General features: G+C 49.9%; 24 protein-coding genes. 17 read left to right on the top strand and 7 right to left on the bottom strand.

Going from position 1 to position 25,016, the window contains the following annotated elements; genetic code table 11:
* Positions 1 to 96: 96 nt before the first annotated feature.
* Entirely contained in the window at positions 97 to 2,520 is a 2,424-nt protein-coding gene (gene plsB, locus FQ015_RS08340; RefSeq protein ID WP_105277369.1) for a glycerol-3-phosphate 1-O-acyltransferase PlsB, read from the bottom strand.
* A gap of 170 nt (positions 2,521 to 2,690) precedes the next feature.
* Between plsB and dgkA the strand changes: the two genes are divergently transcribed.
* The 4 genes from dgkA (at position 2,691) to FQ015_RS08320 (ending at position 5,500) form a co-directional block, all read left to right on the top strand.
* Complete coding sequence (gene dgkA / locus FQ015_RS08335; RefSeq protein ID WP_000002907.1) at positions 2,691 to 3,059, top strand: diacylglycerol kinase; 369 nt, start codon at positions 2,691 to 2,693, stop codon at positions 3,057 to 3,059.
* Positions 3,060 to 3,168: 109 nt separating this feature from the next.
* Positions 3,169 to 3,777: a transcriptional repressor LexA gene (lexA, locus tag FQ015_RS08330; RefSeq protein WP_044694886.1), complete on the top strand. Its 609-nt coding sequence runs from the start codon at positions 3,169 to 3,171 to the stop codon at positions 3,775 to 3,777.
* 72 nt (positions 3,778 to 3,849) lie between these two features.
* Positions 3,850 to 5,175 carry an MATE family efflux transporter DinF gene (dinF, locus tag FQ015_RS08325; RefSeq protein WP_039020364.1) on the top strand — a complete coding sequence of 442 codons (1,326 nt, stop codon included), beginning with the start codon at positions 3,850 to 3,852 and terminating at the stop codon, positions 5,173 to 5,175.
* Between the two features lie 115 nt (positions 5,176 to 5,290).
* Positions 5,291 to 5,500: a CsbD family protein gene (locus FQ015_RS08320; protein ID WP_001030595.1), complete on the top strand. Its 210-nt coding sequence runs from the start codon at positions 5,291 to 5,293 to the stop codon at positions 5,498 to 5,500.
* 41 nt (positions 5,501 to 5,541) lie between these two features.
* Here the strand turns inward: FQ015_RS08320 and zur are convergent, their stop codons facing one another.
* Positions 5,542 to 6,057, bottom strand: coding sequence for a zinc uptake transcriptional repressor Zur (gene zur, locus FQ015_RS08315; RefSeq protein WP_001353540.1), 516 nt, complete (start codon positions 6,055 to 6,057; stop codon positions 5,542 to 5,544).
* A gap of 316 nt (positions 6,058 to 6,373) precedes the next feature.
* Between zur and FQ015_RS08310 the strand changes: the two genes are divergently transcribed.
* The 3 genes from FQ015_RS08310 (at position 6,374) to pspG (ending at position 9,159) form a co-directional block, all read left to right on the top strand.
* Positions 6,374 to 7,384, top strand: a complete 1,011-nt coding sequence (locus FQ015_RS08310) for a DUF2713 family protein (protein ID WP_160523945.1) — start codon at positions 6,374 to 6,376, stop codon at positions 7,382 to 7,384.
* Between the two features lie 361 nt (positions 7,385 to 7,745).
* Complete coding sequence (dusA, locus tag FQ015_RS08305) at positions 7,746 to 8,783, top strand: tRNA dihydrouridine(20/20a) synthase DusA (RefSeq protein WP_001355080.1); 1,038 nt, start codon at positions 7,746 to 7,748, stop codon at positions 8,781 to 8,783.
* A 133-nt stretch (positions 8,784 to 8,916) separates the two neighbouring features.
* On the top strand, positions 8,917 to 9,159 hold the full coding sequence (gene pspG / locus FQ015_RS08300) for an envelope stress response protein PspG (protein WP_000891404.1): 243 nt from the start codon (positions 8,917 to 8,919) through the stop codon (positions 9,157 to 9,159).
* A 165-nt stretch (positions 9,160 to 9,324) separates the two neighbouring features.
* Here the strand turns inward: pspG and FQ015_RS08295 are convergent, their stop codons facing one another.
* Positions 9,325 to 10,308: a quinone oxidoreductase gene (locus FQ015_RS08295; protein ID WP_160523944.1), complete on the bottom strand. Its 984-nt coding sequence runs from the start codon at positions 10,306 to 10,308 to the stop codon at positions 9,325 to 9,327.
* A gap of 82 nt (positions 10,309 to 10,390) precedes the next feature.
* Here FQ015_RS08295 and dnaB point away from each other — a divergent pair, with 82 nt between their 5' ends.
* Entirely contained in the window at positions 10,391 to 11,806 is a 1,416-nt protein-coding gene (dnaB, locus tag FQ015_RS08290; RefSeq protein ID WP_000918363.1) for a replicative DNA helicase, read from the top strand.
* 31 nt (positions 11,807 to 11,837) lie between these two features.
* On the opposite strand, the gene FQ015_RS08285 is transcribed toward dnaB, so the two are convergent.
* Together FQ015_RS08285 and FQ015_RS08280 are read right to left on the bottom strand one after the other, a co-directional pair.
* The gene (locus FQ015_RS08285; RefSeq protein ID WP_000186897.1) at positions 11,838 to 12,365 is read right to left on the bottom strand and encodes a hypothetical protein; all 528 of its coding nucleotides are present in this window, start codon (positions 12,363 to 12,365) and stop codon (positions 11,838 to 11,840) included.
* 45 nt (positions 12,366 to 12,410) lie between these two features.
* Entirely contained in the window at positions 12,411 to 12,971 is a 561-nt protein-coding gene (locus FQ015_RS08280; protein WP_002433025.1) for a hypothetical protein, read from the bottom strand.
* A gap of 126 nt (positions 12,972 to 13,097) precedes the next feature.
* On the opposite strand from FQ015_RS08280, the gene alr reads away from it, so the two are divergent.
* The 7 genes from alr (at position 13,098) to FQ015_RS08245 (ending at position 18,970) form a co-directional block, all read left to right on the top strand.
* Positions 13,098 to 14,177 carry an alanine racemase gene (gene alr, locus FQ015_RS08275; RefSeq protein ID WP_039020367.1) on the top strand — a complete coding sequence of 360 codons (1,080 nt, stop codon included), beginning with the start codon at positions 13,098 to 13,100 and terminating at the stop codon, positions 14,175 to 14,177.
* A 22-nt stretch (positions 14,178 to 14,199) separates the two neighbouring features.
* Complete coding sequence (gene pnuC, locus FQ015_RS08270; RefSeq protein ID WP_000122238.1) at positions 14,200 to 14,757, top strand: nicotinamide riboside transporter PnuC; 558 nt, start codon at positions 14,200 to 14,202, stop codon at positions 14,755 to 14,757.
* The gene (locus tag FQ015_RS08265; RefSeq protein WP_039020368.1) at positions 14,754 to 15,758 is read left to right on the top strand and encodes an AAA family ATPase; all 1,005 of its coding nucleotides are present in this window, start codon (positions 14,754 to 14,756) and stop codon (positions 15,756 to 15,758) included. Before pnuC ends, FQ015_RS08265 begins: the two co-directional genes overlap by 4 nt.
* 81 nt (positions 15,759 to 15,839) lie before the next feature.
* Entirely contained in the window at positions 15,840 to 17,033 is a 1,194-nt protein-coding gene (gene tyrB, locus FQ015_RS08260; protein WP_160523943.1) for an aromatic amino acid transaminase, read from the top strand.
* Between the two features lie 336 nt (positions 17,034 to 17,369).
* Complete coding sequence (gene aphA, locus FQ015_RS08255; RefSeq protein WP_039020370.1) at positions 17,370 to 18,083, top strand: acid phosphatase AphA; 714 nt, start codon at positions 17,370 to 17,372, stop codon at positions 18,081 to 18,083.
* A gap of 110 nt (positions 18,084 to 18,193) precedes the next feature.
* Positions 18,194 to 18,610: a secondary thiamine-phosphate synthase enzyme YjbQ gene (locus FQ015_RS08250; RefSeq protein WP_000270375.1), complete on the top strand. Its 417-nt coding sequence runs from the start codon at positions 18,194 to 18,196 to the stop codon at positions 18,608 to 18,610.
* Positions 18,611 to 18,613: 3 nt separating this feature from the next.
* Positions 18,614 to 18,970, top strand: a complete 357-nt coding sequence (locus tag FQ015_RS08245; protein WP_160523942.1) for an MmcQ/YjbR family DNA-binding protein — start codon at positions 18,614 to 18,616, stop codon at positions 18,968 to 18,970.
* 34 nt (positions 18,971 to 19,004) lie between these two features.
* Here the strand turns inward: FQ015_RS08245 and uvrA are convergent, their stop codons facing one another.
* Complete coding sequence (gene uvrA, locus FQ015_RS08240; protein ID WP_000357740.1) at positions 19,005 to 21,827, bottom strand: excinuclease ABC subunit UvrA; 2,823 nt, start codon at positions 21,825 to 21,827, stop codon at positions 19,005 to 19,007.
* 254 nt (positions 21,828 to 22,081) lie between these two features.
* Here uvrA and ssb1 point away from each other — a divergent pair, with 254 nt between their 5' ends.
* Complete coding sequence (gene ssb1, locus FQ015_RS08235) at positions 22,082 to 22,618, top strand: single-stranded DNA-binding protein SSB1 (protein ID WP_000168305.1); 537 nt, start codon at positions 22,082 to 22,084, stop codon at positions 22,616 to 22,618.
* 99 nt (positions 22,619 to 22,717) lie between these two features.
* Here ssb1 and FQ015_RS08230 read toward each other — a convergent pair whose 3' ends face one another.
* The gene (locus tag FQ015_RS08230; protein WP_001295689.1) at positions 22,718 to 22,999 is read right to left on the bottom strand and encodes a YjcB family protein; all 282 of its coding nucleotides are present in this window, start codon (positions 22,997 to 22,999) and stop codon (positions 22,718 to 22,720) included.
* A 429-nt stretch (positions 23,000 to 23,428) separates the two neighbouring features.
* Here FQ015_RS08230 and pdeC point away from each other — a divergent pair, with 429 nt between their 5' ends.
* Positions 23,429 to 25,015, top strand: a complete 1,587-nt coding sequence (gene pdeC, locus FQ015_RS08225; RefSeq protein WP_160523941.1) for a c-di-GMP phosphodiesterase PdeC — start codon at positions 23,429 to 23,431, stop codon at positions 25,013 to 25,015.
* The last annotated feature ends 1 nt before the right edge of the window (position 25,016 follow it).

The raw sequence follows: 25,016 nt of genomic DNA, 5'->3' as shown, positions 1-25,016 counted from the left end.
CTTCTCAGGCCTACACAACATATCGCAATTTATTGAATTTGCAGATCATGGTAGGCCGAATAGGGCGTTTGCGCCGCATCCGGCAATTCTCACTGATTACCCTTCGCCCTGCGTCGCACTCTCAATCGTCAAACGCACGTCTGATGTAATCAACTCCGCCAACAACTGATACACCTTCATCGTTTCTGCCGGTTCGGCGTCGCCGCTATCGCTGATATACCCTTCATCACGCAGTGTCAGCACCAGAGAACTGAACACCGCCTTGTCGAAGAACTCCGGCGCATTGATACCGTGCAGCACGGAGAGACGTTGCGCGACGGTGCGGCTCTCTTTCTCCAGCGTACCGCGGTTGATCGACGGGTTGGCGCTCAACAGCCAAAAAGTGATGGCATAACGTTGCAGCGTTTCGCGCGCGCCTGCGGCCAGCAGCTGTAGCGTGCGAGAATGCGCTGGGTTGATATGCAATTCATTATCTTGCAGGGTAATCAGTCCCTGGCGCTGCATCTCATTTGCCAGCGCATCAATAACGCCCGGCAACTCGTCGCGATCCCAACGCAGGAACAGCTCCGCTTTCAGCATGGGGTAAAGCACATTGACGTGCTCCATCAATACGTCACGGGAGATGTGGCGATGCTGGGTGACAATTGCCGCCATCAACGAAGGCAGCACCAACATATGCGCAATGTTATTGCGATAGTAGGTCATCAACACTGCTTGTTCGCGCGGCAGAATGATGATGTCGCCGATAGTGTCTTTCTCGACTTCAAACTTGTTCATTTGCAGCGCGTGATCGATAAGCTCGCTGGCGCTGGCTGAAGGAACGGTAGAGTCCGTGGAGTAAGGTACATTGCGCATCAGATCCAGGTAGCAGTTGAGTTGCTCGGTTAACTGCTCGCGAGTGAGTGAGCGCTGACGTGACGCCAGAAGAGCAGTGCAGCACAGGTTCATGGCGTTAGCCGCACCTGCGTTGTTAATGCGTACCATCAGATCGGCAGCAATATTATTGACCGTCGGCGTTAGCCAGGCCGGACGCACCGCTTCGATGGGATCGATAGATTCACGCCAGTCTGGTACGTGCTGGTTAAGATAGGTCATCAACGGCATTGGTTCACCGAAGTTGACGTAACCCTGACCGAGATTACGCAGCTTGCTTAAACCGCGCAGCATCTGCGGCAGGCTCTCTTTCTCTTTCGTTGCACCGCGCAGTTCTTTGGCGTAAGTACCCACTTCCATGACGTGCTCATAACCGATGTAGATCGGAATCAGCGTAATCGGACGCGTGCCGCCACGCAGCATCGCCTGAATGGTCATCGACAGCGTACCGGTTTTCGGATCCAGCAAACGCCCCGTACGGGAACGACCGCCTTCCACAAAGTACTCGACGGAATAACCACGGCTGAACAGTTCGCCGAGATACTCACGGAAAACGGTGGAGTAGAGTTTATTGCCTTTAAACGTACGGCGAATGAAGAACGCACCCAGACGGCGGAAAATCGGCCCGGCAGGCCAGAAGTTCAGGTTGATCCCGGCGGCGATATGCGGTGGCACCAGCCCCTGGTGATAGAGCACGTAAGAAAGCAGCAGGTAGTCCATGTGACTGCGGTGGCAAGGCACATATACCAGCTCATGACCGTCATGAGCCAGCTGGCGAACGCGCTCAGCGTTATGGACGTTAATGCCCTGATAAAGTCGGTTCCAGGTGAAGCCCAGAATACGGTCAGTCAGGCGAATCATCTCGTAAGAGAAATTCGCCGCAATCTCTTCCATCAGTGCAATGGCGTTCTGCTGCGCTTTTTCATGGGAGATTTTTTTGCTGCGCGCTTCATCTTCTACCGCTTTGGCAATGGCGCGGGAGGCGAGCAGCTTATTAAACAGATCCTGACGGGCAGGAAGACGTGGACCAACGGCAGCCAGACGCTGACGAGCAAAGTGCATACGTGCCACGCGCGCTAGTTTCTGGGCGATAGTTTTATCCGTGCCGTGTTCATCGGCCATGCGGCGCAGAGAAACTGACGGCGAGAAACGCACAAAACTGTCGCGACCGAGCCACAGTACGGCGAAAAATTTCTGTACGCCGTTAAGCATACGCAGCGGTGGGTTCACTTCACCTTTTTCCCGCCCAGGCGCGCGACCGAACATCACCGATACTGGCACCATCTGCACATCCAGATTTGGATTGCTACGATGCAAATCAAGATAGTCGTGGAACAGCTTAATGGACTCTTCTTTCGGTGTGTAATAGGTGAAAACACGCGGCCCGCCGTGAATGAACACATAGCGCGGCAGTAGCGTGCCGTCAATCTCCAGCGGCTCTAAGGGGTCAGGCAGGTCATGTGCCAGACACTGGGCGCGCAACGTCAGCAAATCTGCTTTCGAGTTGTACGGTAAAACGTACATAATTGGACGAGAGGTATCCAGTCCCAGTTCCGGGGCAGGATCTGCCGGAATAGACTTGCTTTTTACCAGGATGCTTAATGGTAAATTCAGTAATTTGTAGTAAATTCGTGGCCAGCCGGACATAAACGATGTAAAGCCTCTGGTTAATAATGCAAATGCGCGGCAAGGATAGCAGAAACTCATGGGAAATTCTGTGGTATCCGCTCATGTTTCGCGCGGCGTTACGCAAACCCGAATCATCGGATTTAACGGTACACTGATATTGACGCTCATAATGTAAAAAGGTTCTTTCAATGGCCAATAATACCACTGGATTCACTCGAATTATCAAAGCTGCTGGCTATTCCTGGAAGGGGTTACGCGCGGCATGGATCAACGAAGCGGCATTCCGTCAGGAAGGCGTAGCGGTATTGTTGGCGGTGGTCATCGCCTGCTGGCTGGATGTGGACGCGATTACTCGCGTGCTGCTTATCAGCTCCGTCATGCTGGTGATGATTGTGGAAATTCTCAATAGTGCCATTGAAGCCGTGGTTGACCGAATTGGCTCTGAATACCATGAGCTTTCCGGACGCGCTAAAGATATGGGGTCCGCTGCGGTACTGATCGCGATTATCGTCGCCGTGATTACCTGGTGCATCCTGTTATGGTCGCATTTTGGATAACCCTTCCAGAATTCGATAAATCTCTGGTTTATTGTGCAGTTTATGGTTCCAAAATCGCCTTTTGCTGTATATACTCACAGCATAACTGTATATACACCCAGGGGGCGGAATGAAAGCGTTAACGGCCAGGCAGCAAGAGGTGTTTGATCTCATCCGTGATCACATCAGCCAGACAGGTATGCCGCCGACGCGTGCGGAAATCGCGCAGCGTTTGGGGTTCCGTTCCCCAAACGCGGCTGAAGAACATCTGAAGGCGCTGGCACGCAAAGGCGTTATTGAAATTGTTTCCGGCGCATCACGCGGGATTCGTCTGTTACAGGAAGAGGAAGAGGGGTTGCCACTGGTAGGTCGTGTGGCTGCCGGTGAACCGCTTCTGGCGCAGCAGCACATTGAAGGTCATTATCAGGTTGATCCTTCCTTGTTCAAGCCGAATGCGGATTTCCTGCTGCGCGTCAGCGGGATGTCGATGAAAGATATCGGCATTATGGATGGCGACTTGCTGGCTGTGCATAAAACTCAGGACGTACGTAATGGTCAGGTCGTCGTCGCTCGTATTGATGACGAAGTTACCGTTAAGCGTCTGAAAAAACAGGGCAATAAAATCGAACTGTTGCCAGAAAACAGTGAGTTTAAACCGATTGTCGTTGACCTTCGTCAGCAAAGCTTCACGATTGAAGGGCTGGCGGTTGGGGTTATTCGCAACGGCGACTGGCTGTAACATATCTCTGAGACCGCGATGCCGCCTGGCGTCGCGGTTTGTTTTTCATCTCTCTTCATCAGGCTTGTCTGCATGGCATTCCTCACTTCATCTGATAAAGCACTCTGGCATCTCGCCTTACCCATGATTTTCTCCAATATCACCGTCCCGTTGCTTGGGCTGGTCGATACGGCGGTTATTGGTCATCTTGATAGTCCGGTTTATCTGGGCGGTGTGGCGGTTGGTGCAACGGCGACCAGCTTTCTCTTTATGCTGTTGCTGTTTTTGCGCATGAGCACCACCGGGCTTACTGCACAGGCTTATGGCGCTAAAAATCCCCAGGCATTAGCCCGTGCGCTGGTACAGCCGTTGCTGTTGGCTCTGGGGGCTGGGGCGTTAATTGCGCTGCTGCGTACGCCGATTATCGATCTGGCGCTGCATATTGTTGGCGGTAGCGAAGCAGTGCTGGAACAGGCGCGGCGCTTTCTTGAAATCCGCTGGTTAAGCGCACCGGCGTCGCTGGCGAATCTGGTGTTACTTGGCTGGCTACTCGGCGTGCAATATGCCCGTGCGCCAGTAATTTTGTTAGTAGTCGGCAATATTCTCAACATAGTGCTGGATGTCTGGCTGGTGATGGGGCTGCATATGAACGTGCAGGGCGCTGCGCTGGCGACGGTTATTGCAGAATATGCAACATTGCTGATTGGTCTGCTAATAGTGCGTAAAATCCTCAAAATACGCGGCATCTCCGGAGAAATGCTGAAAAAAGCCTGGCGAGGTAATTTCCGCCGTTTGCTGGCGCTTAACCGCGATATCATGCTGCGCTCGCTGTTGCTGCAACTCTGTTTTGGTGCGATCACCGTACTTGGCGCACGACTGGGAAGTGACATCATCGCTGTAAACGCGGTTCTGATGACGCTACTCACCTTTACCGCCTATGCGCTTGATGGTTTTGCCTACGCGGTTGAAGCGCATTCAGGTCAGGCGTACGGTGCGCGCGACGGGAGCCAGCTATTGGAGGTCTGGCGCGCAGCGTGCCGCCAGTCGGGGATCGTTGCACTGCTGTTTTCGGTGATTTATTTACTGGCAGGGGAACACATCATTGCGTTGTTGACGTCGTTAACCCAGATTCAACAGCTGGCCGACCGCTATCTTATCTGGCAGGTGATTTTGCCATTGGTCGGTGTCTGGTGTTATCTACTGGACGGCATGTTTATAGGCGCAACGCGTGCGGCTGAAATGCGTAACAGTATGGCGGTAGCTGCAGCAGGTTTTGCCCTGACGCTCCTTACGCTGCCGTGGCTGGGCAATCATGGTTTGTGGTTGGCATTAACTGTCTTTCTGGCGCTGCGCGGGCTTTCTCTGGCAGCTATCTGGCAGCGTCACTGGCGCAACGGTACCTGGTTTGCAGCAACGTGACGGTTAAAAATTCTGAATAAATAATCCTGGGTAAAATTCCTGACTACACTTAATCTCACGTTCAGAAGAAAAGTGAGCGTACTCTCATTCACAACCTAACGATGAGGTCTTGATTATGAATAAAGATGAAGCCGGCGGTAACTGGAAACAGTTTAAAGGTAAAGTGAAAGAGCAATGGGGCAAACTGACCGATGATGATATGACGGTCATTGAAGGTAAACGTGATCAACTGGTCGGTAAAATCCAGGAACGTTATGGTTATCAGAAAGATCAGGCAGAAAAAGAGGTCGTGGATTGGGAAACCCGCAATGAATATCGCTGGTAATTAATCCCTTCTGCCCGACGTGTACAAGGATGTACGCCCTGTTAGCGAGATTTCTTTTTCACCTGAATAGAGTGGTCATGGTGGCACTGTTCAGGATGACGACACGCTTCTATTTCTACACATGCTGAACATAATCCATGTGCTTCAATCACATTATGCCGCAGGGCAAAACCCATTTTTGCCGCCAGCGTATGCATGATGTCCTCCACACCTTCCGCACACTCTTCTTTCACCGCACCGCAGCGATCGCAAATAAACATAGCTGAAGTATGCGTTGGCTGGTCGAACAGATGACAGAGCACATAGCTGTTGGTGGACTCAACTTTATGCACAAACCCTTGCTCAAGGAGAAAGTCTAGCGCGCGGTAAACCGTTGGCGGCTTGGCTTGCGGTTCAGCTTCGCGCAACAAATCAAGCAGATCATAAGCGCTGATAGCGCCATCCTGCAGACTCATCAGGCGTAACACTTCCAGGCGCTGCGGGGTCAGGCGCACATTACGCTGCGCACAGAGTTTTTCAGCCTGCGCTAATAATTCCTGCGTTGTGGTCTTTTCCATCGGGCACCTCAAGGTGTGGGTTAAGAATGTCCTTACTTTACCATGTTCCAGGAAAAACACCGAGAACCCTTATTGTTGTTGTAATGTTGATTTTCTGTTTCATAGGTAAGGTGTTGTATAGCCAGGTGACACCATTATCAACATGACAATAATTATTACTCCATTTTTAAATACATTGCTTGAAGTTAACTCGCTATTTATTTAAATGCGTTTGAAAGTATGCCTACAGATCAGAAATTATGAGCGGTTTTTGATAGTGACTTTTTGTCAAATGAATTATAAGAATGATACAGCTCGGTAAAAAGGTGGATAAATTATGTCAAGTATAATAGGAAGTTCAAGAGATTACTTTAATAAAAGCCTCAACTCAAATCAATACGATAATAAAGATAAAGATGTAAGCTCGAAAGAATTTAAGGATATGTATAATAAATCGGTTGATTATGCAACGATGAGTAATCGCGCTGCGATTATTGCAAAAATAGATTTGTTTATTCAGAGGATTACCCATAATTTATGGACTGCAAGTGAAAAGAATGTTTCCTTAATTGGACGAATAAATGCTCTCAAAACGTGGGTTGAGGAGTGTATTGATCAGTGCACTAATGAGCAATTAGGTGATCGTGACTATATTTCTGCATTTGTAGAACGGGCGATTTTTCATTATGCGATGGATTTTGTTTGTAATCCAATGGAAAATAGCGATGCAACTCTAATAGACAGGTGTACTTTCGATGTAATAAATCAGAATGACCTTCCCTCCGCAATTCAGCTATTTTATGATAAACCCTATGGTAAAGTACCTGTAGCGTCATTACATCTAAAAACTGTAAGCGAAGGTTTTTTAAATTTGGAAAATGCATATAAAGCAAAGAACGATGCTCGCTTAAAACCCTTGGCTTCCCTTTTACTTTCATTCTCATATGGTAGTGCATCAGCTGATATCATAGCAACAGCACGAAGAGTTAGTGATTATTGCGAAAACCACATAACAAGTCAGATAAAAATATTATCTCGTCAAGTGATGAAAAAAAGCCTGATGGATATGAAAGAATTAGTAAATAAAAATGAACTGAATTTTAATTTAATTCTGAATGAGAGGAAAAAGAAGGCTGAAGAAGACAATAAAGACATCACAGACATTACAAAAATGCAGGCTGCAGGTGAGACGTTAATTAAATTCGTTCAATCATTTGACCCAGACTCAACGGGACCCATTGTAATTGGCAAAGATATGAATGACAAAGATATAAATGACAACGATCTCATTAACGAAGATATTATTAAGTTCATTTATGACCTATTCGGTATTGTGTTAAAAAAATAAAATATGAATTTTCTCTGTAGTATGGAATTTTTTACATAAAAGAACCCAACATTGCTTGGGTTCTTTTTTATCTATCATTGCCATTCGCCGCGAGATAGTTCAACACGCTTTTATGTATGATTTTTTATTTATCGTCGAAACTGAATTGCTTATCATTGCTTTTCACAACGCTAACATCTAATAAGATTATTTCTTCAATTCGCGAGAGCGTCACGCTTTGAAGGGATCTCATTTTTCTTTTTCAAAGAGCCAGGCGCTTCCTGTTGTTATGGTATAGTACCCCGCTATTGAGCCTCCTGAACAGTGATGCTGAATAACATAACTCCATGATATATCGTTAAAATAATCTCTACTTTTGAAAATGCACGGTAATTCTGAAATGCAAAAAATCAACCAAACCAGCGCAATGCCTGAAAAAACTGACGTTCACTGGAGTGGTCGGTTTAGCGTTGCACCAATGCTCGACTGGACGGACAGGCACTGCCGTTATTTCCTGCGTCTGCTTTCCCGCAATACGTTGCTGTATACAGAAATGGTGACCACAGGGGCGATTATTCACGGTAAAGGTGATTACCTGGCGTACAGTGAAGAAGAACATCCGGTAGCGTTGCAACTGGGCGGTAGCGATCCGGCGGCGCTGGCGCAGTGTGCGAAGCTGGCAGAAACGCGCGGATATGATGAGATCAACCTGAATGTCGGCTGCCCGTCTGACCGGGTACAGAACGGCATGTTTGGTGCGTGCCTGATGGGCAATGCGCAGCTGGTTGCCGACTGCGTGAAAGCGATGCGCGATGTCGTATCGATTCCGGTGACGGTGAAAACGCGTATTGGCATCGATGACCAGGACAGCTATGAATTTCTCTGCGATTTCATCAACACCGTTTCCGGCAAAGGCGAGTGTGAGATGTTCATCATCCACGCACGTAAAGCCTGGCTTTCTGGGTTAAGCCCGAAAGAAAACCGTGAAATCCCGCCGCTCGATTATCCGCGTGTGTATCAACTGAAGCGCGACTTTCCGCATCTGACGATGTCGATTAACGGTGGCATCAAGTCGCTGGAAGAGGCTAAAGCACATTTGCAACATATGGATGGCGTGATGGTCGGGCGCGAAGCGTATCAGAATCCAGGCATTCTGGCGGCGGTAGACCGAGAGATCTTTGGTTCTTCGGATACCGATGCCGATCCGGTGGCGGTGGTGCGTGCCATGTATCCGTACATTGAGCGTGAACTCAGCCAGGGGACGTATCTCGGCCATATTACCCGGCATATGCTGGGCTTGTTCCAGGGTATTCCTGGCGCGCGGCAGTGGCGGCGTTATTTAAGTGAAAATGCCCATAAAGCGGGTGCTGACATTAACGTGCTGGAACACGCGCTCAAACTGGTGGCAGATAAGCGTTAACTTTTCACCAAAAAGTAGTCAAATTCACCACGCCCTGCGCACCGTCGCGGGGCGTTTTGCAGTTAAATCAATAGATTATTTTTGGCATGATTCTTGTAATGCCAGCAAGAGATTTCATATTTGGGAGAGCATCATGCTGGAACTACTTTTTGTGATTGGCTTTTTTGTCATGCTGATGGTCACCGGCGTTTCGTTGCTGGGTATTATCGCTGCGTTGGTTGTGGCGACGGCCATTATGTTCCTCGGCGGTATGCTGGCATTGATGATTAAGTTGCTGCCGTGGCTGTTATTGGCGATTGCGGTGGTGTGGGTTATTAAGGCGATTAAAGCACCAAAAGTGCCGAAATATCAGCGCTATGACCGTTGGCGTTACTAAGGGATTGTGCGGACGATCACAACCTAAGGTTTTATCCTTAGAACAAAATAGGAATTGATAATCAAATCTGTCACTATTGCGCCTCTAACAGATTCATCGTGCTGTACCCTACATACAGCCGAACTATAAAAAGAAAGGGCTTCCCAGGTGGAAGCCCTATTTCTTTTATGGAATCAACAGGCTGGAACCTTGCGTCGCCCGGCTTTCCAGAATCTCATGCGCACGCTGCGCATCCTTCAGCGGATATTTCTGTTGGTCGGCGACATCGACCTTAATCACACCGCTGGCAATCAAAGAGAATAGTTCATTACTGGCCTCGGTTAATTCCTCCCGCGTGGTGATATAGCCTTGCAGGGAAGGGCGTGTCACATACAACGAGCCTTTCTGATTGAGAATGCCTAAGTTCACACCGGTAACCGCGCCTGATGAGTTGCCAAAACTGACCATTAAGCCGCGGCGTTGCAGGCAATCCAGCGACCGTTCCCAGGTGTCTCTGCCCACGGAATCGTACACCACGCGCACTTTCTTGCCACCGGTGATCTCTTTTAACCGCTCGACCAGATTCTCTTCGCGATAGTTAATAACCTGCCATGCGCCCGCTTTTAGCGCACTCTGCGCTTTTTGCGCGGTTCCCACGGTGCCGATAAGTTTCGCCCCAAGGGCTTTTGCCCACTGGCAGGCAATTAAGCCAACGCCGCCAGCCGCTGCGTGGAACAGGAACTGCTCATCAGGTTTAATTTCATAGGTTTTGCGCAGCAGATAATAAACCGTTAAGCCTTTCAGGAATGATGCCGCCGCTTGCTCAAAAGAAATTGCCGCGGGCAGAATCGCCGCTTTATCGGCATTGACGTTATGCACAGAGCTGTAAGCGCCTAATGCCGACTGTGCATAGACTACGCGATCGCCTGCCTTAATATGCTTTACACCACTGCCGACTTTACTCACGATGCCTGCCGCTTCGGTACCTAATCCGCTGGGTAGCGATGGCGGCGGATAAAGGCCGCTGCGGATATACGTGTCGATAAAATTGATGCCGATGGCTTTATTTTCGACCTGGATTTCATTCTCCGCCGGATCGGCAGGAGTGAACTCTACGGCTTGAAGTACTTCCGGGCCACCGTGCTTATGAAATTCAATTCGTGTTGCCATGTGTCCTCCAGAACGTATCGTCAGGGTCTGCTTCATATGGTAAAGTTTCGACCCATTCTTTATCTCGGTAACTCCATTCACTATGGCAGGAAATAAACCCTTCAACAAACAGCAGGCTGAACCCCGCGAACGTGATCCACAAGTTGCCGGGCTGAAAGTGCCTCCGCACTCGATCGAAGCGGAGCAGTCGGTGTTGGGCGGTTTAATGCTGGATAACGAACGCTGGGACGATGTAGCCGAGCGTGTGGTGGCGGACGATTTTTATACCCGACCACACCGTCATATCTTTACCGAAATGGCGCGTTTGCAGGAAAGCGGTAGTCCTATCGATCTGATTACCCTTGCGGAATCGCTGGAACGTCAGGGGCAACTCGACAGCGTTGGTGGTTTTGCTTACCTGGCAGAGTTGTCAAAAAATACGCCAAGTGCGGCGAACATCAGTGCCTATGCGGACATCGTGCGTGAACGTGCCGTTGTCCGTGAGATGATCTCGGTTGCGAATGAGATTGCCGAAGCCGGTTTTGATCCACAGGGGCGAACCAGCGAAGATCTATTGGACCTGGCTGAATCCCGCGTCTTTAAAATTGCCGAAAGTCGTGCAAACAAAGACGAAGGGCCGAAGAACATCGCCGATGTGCTCGACGCAACCGTGGCGCGTATTGAGCAGCTGTTTCAGCAGCCACACGATGGCGTTACCGGGGTAAACACCGGTTATGACGATCTCAACAAAAAAACCGCTGGTTTGCAGCCGTCGGATTTGATCATCGTCGCAGCGCGTCCGTCGATGGGTAAAACGACATTTGCGATGAACCTCGTCGAAAACGCGGCGATGTTGCAAGATAAACCGGTACTTATCTTCTCTCTGGAGATGCCATCAGAACAGATTATGATGCGTTCTCTGGCGTCGCTGTCGCGTGTTGACCAGACTAAAATCCGTACCGGGCAGCTGGATGATGAAGACTGGGCGCGTATTTCCGGCACCATGGGTATTTTGCTCGAAAAACGCAATATCTATATTGATGATTCCTCCGGCCTGACACCAACGGAAGTGCGCTCCCGCGCGCGGCGTATTGCCCGAGAACATGGCGGCATTGGGCTTATCATGATCGACTACCTGCAACTGATGCGCGTACCGGCGCTTTCCGATAACCGTACGCTGGAAATTGCAGAAATCTCCCGCTCGCTGAAAGCACTAGCGAAAGAACTGAACGTGCCGGTGGTGGCGCTGTCCCAGTTGAACCGTTCTCTGGAACAACGTGCCGACAAACGCCCGGTTAACTCCGACCTGCGTGAATCTGGCTCTATCGAGCAGGATGCGGACTTGATCATGTTTATTTACCGTGATGAGGTTTATCACGAGAATAGTGATTTAAAAGGCATCGCGGAAATTATTATCGGTAAACAACGTAACGGCCCTATCGGTACGGTACGTTTGACCTTTAATGGTCAGTGGTCACGCTTCGATAATTACGCAGGGCCGCAGTACGACGATGAATAATCAATTTGCCGGTTAAACACCGGCAAAATTTTTATCGGCGGGATTGGGCCTGATTATATTGCTCTTCTTTATAATCTTCAGGTTGAAGACTATCGTAATCAATATTGTCATAGATAGCTTCTATGTCGCCAGCAACGGTGAATCCTGCATCAGTCAGTAATTTTTTAACACGATTGTATTCATGTTGTTCAGTATCTTCATCGCCATAAAAATAGGTGAACATCAGGTAATTGGGCACGGTATCTGCGACTAGTTCATAGTTAGCTTCATCATTCAGCCGAACCACTTGCGCTTTATCGAGGGGGATCGCATTGGGACCTCGCCATAAGCCGACAAAACCTTCATGATCTTGCCCAAACCAGCTGATTAATTTATTCGTCGCCTTTATTGCCGTCACATTATCCTGAATTTCAGGGATGGCGAGTTCTTCTTCATTTAAATAACTGTTATCAGAAGGGGCATCCCAATTTGGATCGTCGGTTAATGTAAGCTGTAGCTCATCAATGATTTCTTTAATTTGATTACGTTTGTTTTTGAGTAGTTCCAGGTCTGGGGTCATTACTATCTCCTTGTAAAATGCTTTTCCTGAGTTCGTTGAACTGCTTTATTCCGCCGGACTTTCAATCCCTTTTTTTAGCCACTCTTTAAGGCTCAGAACCGAGTTATCTTCGTCTTCGTGGAATATGATATTGTCGATCCGCCAACAGCCATCATCAGCGGAACGCGCCATTAGCGCTTCGTCCTGCCAGGCCTTTTTATCATCAACGGTAAAATGAAAATGGAGGGCGACAGTGACGTTGTTATCACCAGGTTTATACGATGACGGTAGTGTCACGCCATCAAATTTCTCATAGTAACTATCCGAAGGATAAGACGTGAAAATAATCCCGTCACCAAAAGTAGGTTTGGCCGTGGGATCGATGGCGTAGTCGCGTTTATTTCTGTCATACGCGCCAACAATCAGTTGATAAAGCGAGGGGGTGAGGTATTTCTGAAAAAATGCCAGCTGGTCTTTTTCACTCTTAAAGCTGGTATCAGAAAAAACATAGGTTGAGTAAAACTTATCTGCGACACCGTCAGGTGTCTGCGCCGGGCAAGCCCCCGTCGCGGCAGGCGTTATACCTGCGATTAGCAGAAAAAAGAAAACAAATTTTATCTTTGTCATGGCTAAAAATCCGATATCATCTTGCCGTTTATAAACCCATCCCTGGATGTGGAATAGCATACTCCGGTCCTATCTGTTTAGCGAGGTTTTGCACGGGTGGGCAGAACCTGAAAAAAAGGAACACAAATGCAAGCGGCAACTGTTGTGATTAACCGCCGCGCTCTGCGACACAACCTGCAACGTCTTCGTGAACTGGCACCTGCCAGTAAAATGGTTGCGGTGGTGAAAGCGAACGCTTATGGTCACGGTCTTCTTGAGACCGCGCGAACGCTCCCCGATGCTGACGCCTTTGGCGTAGCCCGTCTCGAAGAAGCTCTGCGACTGCGTGCGGGGGGAATCACCAAACCTGTACTGTTACTCGAAGGCTTTTTTGATGCCAGAGATCTACCGACGATTTCTGCGCAACATTTTCATACCGCCGTGCATAACGAAGAACAGCTTGCTGCGCTGGAAGAGGCCAGCCTGGACGAGCCGGTTACCGTCTGGATGAAACTCGATACTGGTATGCACCGTCTGGGTGTAAGGCCGGAACAGGCTGAGGCGTTTTATCATCGTCTGACGCGGTGCAAAAACGTTCGTCAGCCGGTGAATATTGTCAGCCATTTTGCGCGCGCGGATGAGCCAAAATGCGGTGCAACCGAGAAACAACTCGATATCTTTAATACCTTTTGTGAAGGCAAACCTGGTCAACGTTCCATTGCCGCGTCGGGGGGCATTCTGCTGTGGCCACAGTCACATTTTGACTGGGTGCGCCCGGGCATCATTCTTTACGGTGTCTCGCCGCTGGAAGATCACTCCACCGGTGCCGATTTTGGCTGTCAGCCGGTAATGTCATTGACCTCCAGCCTGATTGCTGTGCGTGAGCATAAAGCCGGAGAGCCTGTCGGTTATGGTGGAACCTGGGTAAGCGAACGTAATACCCGTCTTGGCGTAGTCGCTATGGGTTATGGCGATGGTTATCCGCGCGCCGCGCCGTCCGGCACGCCAGTGCTGGTGAACGGTCGCGAAGTGCCGATTGTCGGGCGAGTCGCGATGGATATGATCTGCGTCGACTTAGGTCCACAGGCGCAGGATAAAGCCGGGGACCCGGTCATTTTATGGGGCGAAGGTTTGCCCGTAGAACGTATCGCTGAAATGACGAAAGTGAGTGCTTACGAACTTATCACGCGCCTGACTTCAAGGGTCGCGATGAAATACGTGGATTAATACCCGTCTCCAGGGAGGGACAATGTCTTATTCAGAAATCGCCGCGTGTCTGGCATACGCGGTTTCCGTCTGGCTGGCCGCCAGAAACAATGTGCATACGTGGTGGATCGGCATAATTGGTAGCATGCTGTATGGCTGGGTTTTTTGGTCCGTGCAACTCTATGCCGATGTCACGCTCCAGTTATTCTTCATCGCAACCAGCATCATCGGTTGGATCCACTGGCTGAAAGGTCAGGGTGGCGATGTCTTGCCGGTGCGCCGGACGCAAGCCAGTCACTTTTTCCTCTTGTTGCTCTGTGCCGTCGTCGTGGCAGGTGGCTACGGCTTTTTGCTCCACACCTTTACCAATGCCTGGGCCCCCTGGCTGGATTCATTGATTTTGACCTTCAGCGTTCTGGCACAATTCATGTTGATGGGAAGACGTATCGAAAACTGGTACGTCTGGTTAGCAGTGAATACCCTGGCGGTGCCACTGTATATGACGCGTGGTTTAAACTTGACCGCCGGTTTATATTTCCTGTTCTGGATTAACGCCTGGCATGGTTTGTATCAGTGGCGCAAGGAGCTGCGGGCATCATGAAGCCTTTCGTAACGGGACTGGTGGTTGGCAAATTCGCGCCTTTGCATTGTGGTCATGAACGGTTGATCAATACCGCGCTGGCACAATGTGAAGAACTGTTCATCATCAGTTATTCCGTGCCGGAAATGCCTGACTGTGAACCTGAAAAGCGCCTGACGTGGCTGCAAGTGCGCTTCCCGCGAGCGACGGTTATGGTACTGACTCCCGAACTGATCGCGCGTTATAACTTACCTGCCATACCGCATAATGATGCCGATGCCGACATCCATCGTCATTATGTGGCGACGCTGTGCCTGCAGGTATTACATTGCCGCCCACACGCTGTATTTACCGCAGAAGATTATGGTGACGGTTTTGCTAAAGTGCTGACAAAGCGTTTTGCCCAACCTGTTGAACACATTCGATTACAGCGTCCACTTGGCGATAAATCTCCTTCGGGAACGCTGATTCGTTCCGACGTTCACCGCTATCGTTACATGCTGGCGCACGACGTTTATCGCAGTTTCGTTCGCCGTATCTGTCTGCTTGGTGGCGAATCAACCGGTAAGAGCACACTTTCAAAAGCGCTGGCGGACGTGCTCGACACGGCGTATGTCGCTGAATTTGGTCGCGACTATTGGGAAGAGAAAAATGGTGTTTTAACCGCAGACGATTTGTTGCATATCGCCCGCGAACAGGTACGTCGGGAACAACAAGCAGAAGCTAATCGCTATCTTATATGTGACACATCGCCACTCACGACCTTGTTCTATACCCTTGATCAAAATGGTCATGCCCCGAAGGAACTTCACCAGCTGGCGGAGCGGGAATACTCTCTGGTGGTGCTTTGCGGCGCGGAATTTCCCTTTGTGCAGGATGGCACCCGGCAAGGAGAGGCGTTTCGCGCGCGGCAGCAGGCGTGGTACGAACAGGAATTATCGCGCAGGAACATTCCTTATCTTTCGGTTTCGGGTTCGCTGCAAGAGCGACTGGGGCAAATTCTACATCAACTTCCCGACTGACTTTGAACATCCACTCGATCTTCGCCTTCTTCCGGTTTATTGTGGTTTAACCACCTGCCCGTAAACCTGGAGAACCATCGCGTGTTTCAAAAAGTTGACGCCTACGCTGGCGACCCGATTCTTACGCTTATGGAGCGTTTCAAAGAAGACCCTCGCAGCGACAAAGTGAATTTAAGTATCGGTCTGTACTACAACGAAGACGGAATTATTCCCCAACTGAAAGCCGTGGCGGATGCGGAAGTGCGCCTGAATGCGCAGCCTCATGGCGCTTCGCTTTATTTACCGATGGAAGGGCTTAATAGCTATCGCCATGCCATTGCGCCGCTGCTGTTTGGTGCGGACCATCCGGTACTGCAACAACAGCGCGTAGCAACCATTCAAACCCTTGGCGGCTCAGGGGCATTGAAAGTGGGCGCAGATTTCCTGAAACGCTACTTCCCGGAATCAGGCGTCTGGGTCAGCGATCCTACCTGGGAAAACCACGTAGCAATATTCGCCGGGGCTGGATTCGAAGTGAGTACTTACCCCTGGTATGACGAAGCGACTAACGGCGTGCGCTTTAATGACCTGTTGGCGACGCTAAAAACATTACCTGCCCGCAGTATTGTGTTGCTGCACCCATGTTGCCACAACCCAACGGGTGCCGATCTCACTAATGACCAGTGGGATGCGGTGATTGAAATTCTCAAAGCCCGCGAGCTTATCCCATTTCTTGATATTGCCTATCAAGGATTTGGTGCCGGTATGGAAGAGGATGCCTACGCCATTCGCGCCATTGCCAGCGCTGGATTACCCGCTCTGGTGAGCAATTCGTTCTCGAAAATTTTCTCCCTTTACGGCGAGCGCGTCGGCGGACTTTCTGTGCTGTGTGAAGATGCCGAAGCCGCAGGCCGCGTACTGGGGCAATTGAAAGCAACAGTTCGCCGCAACTACTCCAGCCCGCCGAATTTTGGTGCGCAGGTGGTGGCTGCGGTGCTGAATGACGAGGCATTGAAAGCCAGCTGGCTGGCGGAAGTAGAAGAGATGCGTACTCGCATTCTGGCGATGCGTCAGGAACTGGTGAAGGTATTGAGCACAGAAATGCCAGAACGCAATTTCGATTATCTGCTTAATCAGCGCGGTATGTTCAGTTATACCGGTTTAAGTGCTGCTCAGGTTGACCGACTACGTGAAGAGTTTGGGGTCTATCTCATCGCCAGCGGTCGCATGTGTGTTGCCGGGTTAAATACGGCAAATGTACAACGTGTGGCAAAGGCGTTTGCTGCGGTGATGTAATGTCGTTGGCAGGCGGATAAACAGCCGCCTGCTCAATCATCAATAAGTGGGTATACGTATTTTTTCGGCTAATCGTACAAAGGAATGGGTTCTGATAAGCGATATTTCCTACTGAGAAAATAGAAGTTTTTATATCCGAATATTTTTACACGATAGAGAGCCATTAAGTTATTAAATACAACTAACATAGTCTGATCGCATGTGATCCTGCTCCCTTTCTTAACAAAAGCCGTAGATAACCCTTTTATTCCCTGGCAGCTGGCGTTATGGTCAGATGGTTTTTGCAACAAATCTCATAATAAAACGTTTCAATAGACTGACTATTTAGGGAAAAATATGCGCAAGATCACACAGGCTTTGAGTGCCGTTTGCTTATTGTTCGCTCTAAACAGTTCCGCTGTTGCCCTGGCCTCATCTCCTTCACCGCTTAACCCTGGTACTAACGTTGCCAGGCTTGCTGAACAGGCACCAATTCATTGGGTTTCGGTCGCACAAATTGAAAATAGCCTCGCAGGGCGTCCGCCAATGGCGGTGGGGTTTGATATCGATGACACGGTACTTTTTTCCAGTCCGGGCTTCTGGCGCGGCAAAAAAACCTTCTCGCCAGAAAGCGAAGATTATCTGAAAAATCCTGTGTTCTGGGAAAAAATGAACAATGGCTGGGATGAATTCAGCATTCCAAAAGAGGTCGCTCGCCAGCTGATTGATATGCATGTACGCCGCGGTGACGCGATCTTCTTTGTGACTGGTCGTAGCCCGACGAAAACAGAAACGGTGTCAAAAACGTTGGCGGATAATTTTCACATTCCTGCCACCAACATGAATCCAGTAATTTTTGCGGGCGATAAACCAGGGCAAAATACAAAATCGCAATGGCTGCAGGATAAAAATATCCGAATTTTTTATGGCGATTCCGATAACGATATTACCGCCGCACGCGATGTCGGCGCTCGTGGTATCCGCATTCTGCGCGCCTCCAACTCTACCTACAAACCCTTGCCACAAGCGGGTGCGTTTGGTGAAGAGGTGATCGTCAATTCAGAATACTGACAGAGCGGGAGAGCGTGACACTCTCCCGAATGCTGTTTTTTTAATCACACCTTTATCCTTTCGCTGTCTTGCTGCAAACTGATTAAGAGAGTTTTATCAAGGAGCAGCACATGTGGTATCAAAAGACGCTCACGCTTAGCGCCAAATCTCGTGGGTTTCATCTGGTAACGGATGAAATTCTGAATCAGCTGGCTGATATGCCGCGCGTTAACATCGGTTTACTGCATCTGTTGCTGCAACATACCTCCGCCTCTCTGACACTTAATGAGAACTGCGATCCCACCGTACGCCACGACATGGAGCGTTTTTTCCTCCGCACAGTTCCCGATAACGGAAATTATGAGCATGACTATGAGGGAGCCGACGATATGCCTTCTCATATCAAATCCTCAATGCTGGGAACATCGCTTGTATTGCCGGTGCATAAAGGGCGTATTCAGACCGGCACCTGGCAAGGCATCTGGCTGGGGGAACATCGCATCCACGGCGGATCGCGTCGCATCATCGCGACACTACAAGGGGAGTAAAAAATGACCATTTCGGAGTTGCTACAATATTGCATGGCAAAACCAGGCGCAGAACAGAGCGTGCATAACGACTGGAAAGCGACGCAGATCAAAGTGGAAGATGTGCTTTTTGCGATGGTAAAAGAGGTTGAAGATCGTCCGGCAGTTTCGCTGAAAACCAGCCCGGAGCTGGCTGAGCTTTTGCGACAGCAGCACAGCGATGTGCGTCCAAGCCGCCATCTGAATAAAGCGCACTGGAGCACCGTGTATCTCGACGGTTCGCTGCCAGATTCGCAAATCTATTATCTGGTGGATGCGTCTTATCAGCAGGCGGTGAATTTACTGCCGGAAGAAAAACGTAAATTGCTGGTGCAACTCTGAAAGGAAAAGGCCGCTCAGAAAGCGGCCTTTGCGATTACAGCATCGGCTTAAGGAAGCGTGCCGTGTGTGATGCTTCGCACTCCGCGACGGTTTCTGGTGTACCGGAGACGAGGATCTCGCCGCCGCCACTGCCGCCTTCCGGCCCCAGGTCGACAATCCAGTCAGCGGTTTTGATCACGTCGAGATTGTGCTCAATCACCACGATGGTATTGCCCTGATCGCGCAGTTTATGCAGTACGTCGAGCAGTTGCTGAATATCGGCGAAGTGCAGACCGGTGGTCGGCTCATCAAGAATATACAGCGTCTGCCCGGTGCCGCGTTTTGACAGCTCACGCGCCAGCTTCACGCGCTGGGCTTCACCACCAGAAAGTGTGGTTGCGGACTGCCCCAGGCGAATGTACGTCAGACCAACGTCCATCAACGTTTGCAGCTTACGCGCCAGTGCAGGTACGGCATCAAAGAACTCACGCGCCTCTTCGATGGTCATATCCAGCACTTCGTGGATGGTTTTGCCTTTGTACTTAATCTCCAGCGTTTCACGGTTATAGCGTTTACCTTTGCACTGGTCGCACGGTACGTAAATGTCCGGCAGGAAGTGCATCTCCACTTTGATCACGCCATCGCCCTGACAGGCTTCGCAGCGTCCGCCGCGAACGTTAAAGCTGAATCGTCCTGGTGTATAACCGCGCGCACGGGATTCCGGTACGCCCGCAAACAGTTCGCGCACAGGCGTAAACACGCCGGTATAGGTCGCCGGGTTAGAACGCGGAGTACGACCAATTGGGCTTTGGTCGATATCGATCACTTTATCGAAATGCTCCAGCCCCTGAATATCGCGATAAGGTGCCGGTTCGGCGATGGTCGCACCATTCAACTGGCGTTGGGCAATCGGGAACAGTGTGTCGTTAATCAGCGTCGATTTACCGGAACCTGAAACCCCTGTGATGCAGGTAAACAGACCGACTGGCAGCGTCAGCGTCACGTCTTTCAGGTTATTACCACGTGCGCCTGTCAGCTTCAGCACTTTTTCCGGATTCGCCGGAACGCGTTTCTTCGGCACTTCAATCTTGCGTTTGCCGCTCATGTACTGCCCGGTTAACGACTCAGGCACCGCCATAATCGCTTCCAGGGGACCTTCCGCGACTACTTCACCGCCGTGTACACCTGCGCCCGGGCCAATGTCGATCACATGGTCAGCGGCGCGAATCGCGTCTTCGTCGTGCTCCACCACAATCACGGTATTACCGAGATCGCGCAGATGGATAAGCGTACCCAGCAGGCGCTCGTTATCGCGCTGGTGCAGGCCGATAGACGGCTCATCGAGCACGTACATAACGCCAACCAGGCCCGCACCAATCTGGCTCGCCAGACGGATACGCTGGGCTTCACCGCCAGAAAGCGTTTCTGCCGAGCGGGAAAGTGTCAGGTAATTCAGGCCGACGTTAACGAGGAATTTCAGGCGATCGCCAATCTCCTTAAGAATTTTTTCCGCAATCTTCGCTCGTTGACCTGCGAGTTTGAGATTGTTGAAGAATTCCATCGCATGACCGATGCTCATGTCGGAGATAGCAGGCAGCGGCGTATTCTCGACATACACATGGCGCGCTTCCCGACGCAGACGCGTTCCTTCGCAGCTGGCGCACGGGCGATTGCTGATAAACTTGGCTAATTCTTCGCGTACCGCACTGGATTCCGTCTCTTTATAACGGCGCTCCATATTGTGCAGCACGCCTTCGAACGGATGACGACGAATGGAGGTATCGCCACGATCGTTCATGTATTTGAATTCAATGTTTTCTTTGCCAGAACCGTACAACACCACTTTATGCACATTCGCGCTCAGGCTGCCCCACGGCGCTTCGACGTCGAACTTATAGTGATCTGCCAGCGATTTCAGCATCTGGAAGTAATAGAAGTTGCGGCGATCCCAGCCTCGGATCGCACCACCTGCCAGCGACAGTTCCGGATTCTGGATCACGCGGTCAGGATCGAAATATTGCTGTACGCCAAGGCCGTCACAGGTCGGGCAGGCACCCGCCGGGTTGTTAAACGAAAACAGGCGTGGTTCCAGTTCACGCATACTGTAGCCGCAAATTGGGCAGGCGAAGTTGGCGGAAAATAGCAGCTCTTCCGCTTTTGGATCGTCCATATCGGCAACTACCGCGGTACCACCGGAAAGCTCCAGCGCGGTTTCAAACGACTCTGCCAGACGTTGGGTGAGATCGTCACGCACCTTGAAGCGATCAACCACCACTTCAATGGTATGTTTCTTTTGCAGTTCCAGTTTCGGCGGATCGGAAAGATCGCAGACTTCGCCATCAATACGAGCACGGATGTAACCTTGGCTTGCCAGATTTTCCAGCGTTTTGGTGTGTTCGCCTTTGCGCTCTTTAATGATTGGCGCGAGCAGCATCAGGCGTTTACCTTCCGGCTGCGACAGCACGTTATCCACCATCTGGCTGACGGTTTGCGCCGCCAGCGGTACATCGTGGTCCGGGCAGCGCGGCTCACCGACGCGGGCGAACAACAAACGCAAATAGTCGTGGATTTCGGTGATTGTCCCCACCGTAGAACGCGGGTTATGAGACGTCGATTTCTGCTCAATCGAGATGGCAGGAGAAAGCCCCTCAATATGATCGACGTCCGGCTTTTCCATCAGTGACAGAAACTGCCGCGCGTAGGCGGAAAGGGATTCAACGTAACGGCGCTGCCCTTCGGCATATAAGGTGTCGAAAGCGAGCGAGGATTTGCCAGAACCCGAAAGCCCGGTCACGACAATGAGCTTGTCGCGGGGGATAACGAGGTTGATGTTTTTGAGATTATGGGTGCGGGCGCCCCGAACTTCGATCTTATCCATTCACCTTTCCCGGATTAAACGCTTTTTTGCCCGGTGGCATGGTGCTACCGGCGATCACAAACGGTTAATTATGACACAAATTGACCTGAATGAATATACAGTATTGGAATGCATTACCCGGAGTGTTGTGTAACAATGTCTGGCCAGGTTTGTTTCCCGGAACCGAGGTCACAACATAGTAAAAGCGCTATTGGTAATGCTACAATCGCGCGTTTACACTTATTCAGAACGATTTTTTTTCAGGAGACACGAACATGGCCAGCAGAGGCGTAAACAAGGTTATTCTCGTTGGTAATCTGGGTCAGGACCCGGAAGTACGCTACATGCCAAATGGTGGCGCAGTTGCCAACATTACGCTGGCTACTTCCGAATCCTGGCGTGATAAAGCGACCGGCGAGATGAAAGAGCAGACTGAATGGCACCGCGTTGTGCTGTTCGGCAAACTGGCAGAAGTAGCCAGCGAATATCTGCGTAAAGGTTCTCAGGTTTATATCGAAGGTCAGCTGCGTACCCGCAAATGGACCGATCAATCCGGTCAGGATCGCTACACCACTGAAGTTGTGGTAAACGTTGGCGGCACCATGCAGATGCTGGGTGGTCGTCAGGGTGGTGGCGCTCCTGCAGGTGGCAATATCGGTGGTGGTCAGCCGCAGGGCGGTTGGGGTCAGCCTCAGCAGCCGCAGGGCGGCAATCAGTTCAGCGGCGGCGCGCAGTCTCGCCCGCAGCAGTCTGCTCCGGCAGCACCGTCTAATGAGCCGCCGATGGACTTTGATGACGATATTCCGTTCTGATTTGTCATTAAAACAATAGGTTATATTGTTTTAAGGTGGATGATTAAAGCATCTGCCAGCCATAAAAAAAGAAGCCTCCGTTATGGAGGCTTCTACATATCAAGTCAAAATCATTGGCCATTGTGGCGGTGTCTGATTCATCTCTTCTATCATCACCGACTCGATGTTGTGCCAGATGGCGGTGATGTCCGCCATTGTGATGCCAAGCAACCCCATTGCGAACCAACAGGCGGAAACCACGCCCAGACCGCTGCTGATCACTGCAAGCCCGACATAATCAGACCGACGAAAACGGATGTTGAGCGTGCTGGCCAGAAACATCATTACGGCACTAAGAAGTTGCCAGCGAAGAAGAACCACGCCAGTGGTGAGGGTAGCCATCAAACAATTCCTCTGAAAAGAGCCGATACCCTGGACAGCGCGGCGTTGTTCACGGGAGGCGTGATACAATCTGGCTATCGCGGGGCTTGCAGAACACAAAAAAGAAACACTCTGTTTGTTTCATTAATTTTGTGAACTATATCACAATTGATTGTTTGTTAGCCAGATTAGGCCGTGACTTTTATTGCCGTACAGATTATGTGTTTTTTCAGCGGCATTAAGGGCATATCTTCCCGCCGCCTCTGCATTCCTGTAGGAAATTAATTTTGAATATCAATGAATTATTTTTATTCAGGTGACGATTAAAAAGGTATCAATTTCAAATCAGGCAAAAGTGCTATTTATACCGTAAGATTTATCTAAAGACGTCGATAACCAGGGTTCTCGCCTTGCAATGACCGGGTATAAACAGGCAGGAAATTGATAGCAATGAGTCATCATGCACGACACCAATTACTGGCGTTGCCGGGCATTATCTTTTTAGTTCTCTTTCCCATCATTCTGTCGCTATGGATTGCCTTCCTTTGGGCAAAATCAGAAGTGAATAGTCAGCTCCAAACTTTTGCTCAGCTGGCGCTGGATAAATCCGAGCTGGTCATTCGCCAGGCAGATTTAGTGAGCGATGCAGCAGAACGCTATCAGGGGCAAGTTTGCACTCCGGCCCATCAAAAGCGAATGTTGAATATTATTCGTGGCTATCTTTATATTAATGAATTGATCTATGCCCGTGATAACCATTTTTTATGCTCATCGCTGATAGCGCCTGTAAACGGTTATACGATTGCACCGGCCGATTATAAGCGTGAACCTAACGTTTCTATCTATTATTACCGCGATACGCCTTTTTTCTCTGGCTATAAAATGACCTATATGCAGCGGGGAAATTATGTGGCGGTCATCAACCCTCTATTCTGGAGTGAAGTGATGTCTGATGATCCGACATTGCAATGGGGTGTGTATGATACGGTAACGAAAACCTTTTTCTCGTTAAGCAACGAGGCCTCGGCAGCAACGTTTTCTCCGCTGATTCATTTGAATGATTTAACCGTACAAAGAAATGGCTATTTATATGCGACAGTTTATTCGACAAAACGCCCAATTGCAGCCATTGTTGCGACTTCATATCAACGTCTTATAGCGCATTTTTATAATCATCTTATTTTTGCGTTACCCGCCGGCATTTTAGGGAGTCTTGTTCTGTTATTACTCTGGCTACGTATTCGACAAAACTATTTGTCTCCCAAACGCAAATTGCAACGCGCCCTCGAAAAACATCAACTTTGCCTTTATTACCAGCCAATAATCGATATCAAAACAGAAAAATGTATCGGCGCTGAAGCATTGTTACGTTGGCCTGGTGAGCAGGGGCAAGTAATGAATCCGGCAGAGTTTATTCCGCTGGCAGAAAAGGAGGGAATGATCGGACAGGTAACTGATTATGTTATTGATAATGTCTTCCTCGATCTGGGCGCGTACCTGGCAACACATGCCGATCGCTATGTTTCTATTAATCTGTCGGCCTCCGATTTTCATACGTCACGGTTGATAGCGCGAACCAATCAGAAAACAGAGCAATACGCGGTGCGTCCACAGCAAATTAAATTTGAAGTGACTGAACATGCATTTCTTGATGTCGACAAAATGACGCCGATTATTCTGGCTTTCCGCCAGGCCGGTTACGAAGTGGCAATTGATGATTTTGGTATTGGCTACTCTAACTTGCATAACCTTAAATCATTGAATGTCGATATTTTGAAAATCGATAAATCGTTTGTTGAGACGCTGACCACCCATAAAACCAGTCATTTGATTGCGGAACACATCATCGAGCTGGCGCACAGCCTGGGGCTGAAAACGATTGCAGAAGGGGTAGAAACTGAGGATCAGGTTAACTGGTTGCGTAAACGCGGCGTGCGCTATTGCCAGGGATGGTTCTTTGCTAAGGCGATGCCACCGCAGGTGTTCATGCAATGGATGGAGCAATCACCCGCGCGGGAGTTAACGCGCGGGCAATAAA

This window comes from Escherichia sp. HH26CH (genome assembly GCF_009820205.1).
In the GTDB taxonomy this organism is placed as follows: domain Bacteria; phylum Pseudomonadota; class Gammaproteobacteria; order Enterobacterales; family Enterobacteriaceae; genus Escherichia; species Escherichia coli_F.
Note: the sequence above shows the minus strand (reverse complement) of the source record. Positions and strands in the feature narration are given on the sequence as shown.

Coding starts and splice junctions, on each gene's coding strand:
- plsB (WP_105277369.1), bottom strand. CDS start 2,520: ATGTCCGGCTGGCCACGAATTTACTACAAATTACTGAATTTACCATTA.
- dgkA (WP_000002907.1), top strand. CDS start 2,691: ATGGCCAATAATACCACTGGATTCACTCGAATTATCAAAGCTGCTGGC.
- lexA (WP_044694886.1), top strand. CDS start 3,169: ATGAAAGCGTTAACGGCCAGGCAGCAAGAGGTGTTTGATCTCATCCGT.
- dinF (WP_039020364.1), top strand. CDS start 3,850: ATGGCATTCCTCACTTCATCTGATAAAGCACTCTGGCATCTCGCCTTA.
- FQ015_RS08320 (WP_001030595.1), top strand. CDS start 5,291: ATGAATAAAGATGAAGCCGGCGGTAACTGGAAACAGTTTAAAGGTAAA.
- zur (WP_001353540.1), bottom strand. CDS start 6,057: ATGGAAAAGACCACAACGCAGGAATTATTAGCGCAGGCTGAAAAACTC.
- FQ015_RS08310 (WP_160523945.1), top strand. CDS start 6,374: ATGTCAAGTATAATAGGAAGTTCAAGAGATTACTTTAATAAAAGCCTC.
- dusA (WP_001355080.1), top strand. CDS start 7,746: ATGCACGGTAATTCTGAAATGCAAAAAATCAACCAAACCAGCGCAATG.
- pspG (WP_000891404.1), top strand. CDS start 8,917: ATGCTGGAACTACTTTTTGTGATTGGCTTTTTTGTCATGCTGATGGTC.
- FQ015_RS08295 (WP_160523944.1), bottom strand. CDS start 10,308: ATGGCAACACGAATTGAATTTCATAAGCACGGTGGCCCGGAAGTACTT.
- dnaB (WP_000918363.1), top strand. CDS start 10,391: ATGGCAGGAAATAAACCCTTCAACAAACAGCAGGCTGAACCCCGCGAA.
- FQ015_RS08285 (WP_000186897.1), bottom strand. CDS start 12,365: ATGACCCCAGACCTGGAACTACTCAAAAACAAACGTAATCAAATTAAA.
- FQ015_RS08280 (WP_002433025.1), bottom strand. CDS start 12,971: ATGACAAAGATAAAATTTGTTTTCTTTTTTCTGCTAATCGCAGGTATA.
- alr (WP_039020367.1), top strand. CDS start 13,098: ATGCAAGCGGCAACTGTTGTGATTAACCGCCGCGCTCTGCGACACAAC.
- pnuC (WP_000122238.1), top strand. CDS start 14,200: ATGTCTTATTCAGAAATCGCCGCGTGTCTGGCATACGCGGTTTCCGTC.
- FQ015_RS08265 (WP_039020368.1), top strand. CDS start 14,754: ATGAAGCCTTTCGTAACGGGACTGGTGGTTGGCAAATTCGCGCCTTTG.
- aphA (WP_039020370.1), top strand. CDS start 17,370: ATGCGCAAGATCACACAGGCTTTGAGTGCCGTTTGCTTATTGTTCGCT.
- FQ015_RS08250 (WP_000270375.1), top strand. CDS start 18,194: ATGTGGTATCAAAAGACGCTCACGCTTAGCGCCAAATCTCGTGGGTTT.
- FQ015_RS08245 (WP_160523942.1), top strand. CDS start 18,614: ATGACCATTTCGGAGTTGCTACAATATTGCATGGCAAAACCAGGCGCA.
- uvrA (WP_000357740.1), bottom strand. CDS start 21,827: ATGGATAAGATCGAAGTTCGGGGCGCCCGCACCCATAATCTCAAAAAC.
- ssb1 (WP_000168305.1), top strand. CDS start 22,082: ATGGCCAGCAGAGGCGTAAACAAGGTTATTCTCGTTGGTAATCTGGGT.
- FQ015_RS08230 (WP_001295689.1), bottom strand. CDS start 22,999: ATGGCTACCCTCACCACTGGCGTGGTTCTTCTTCGCTGGCAACTTCTT.
- pdeC (WP_160523941.1), top strand. CDS start 23,429: ATGAGTCATCATGCACGACACCAATTACTGGCGTTGCCGGGCATTATC.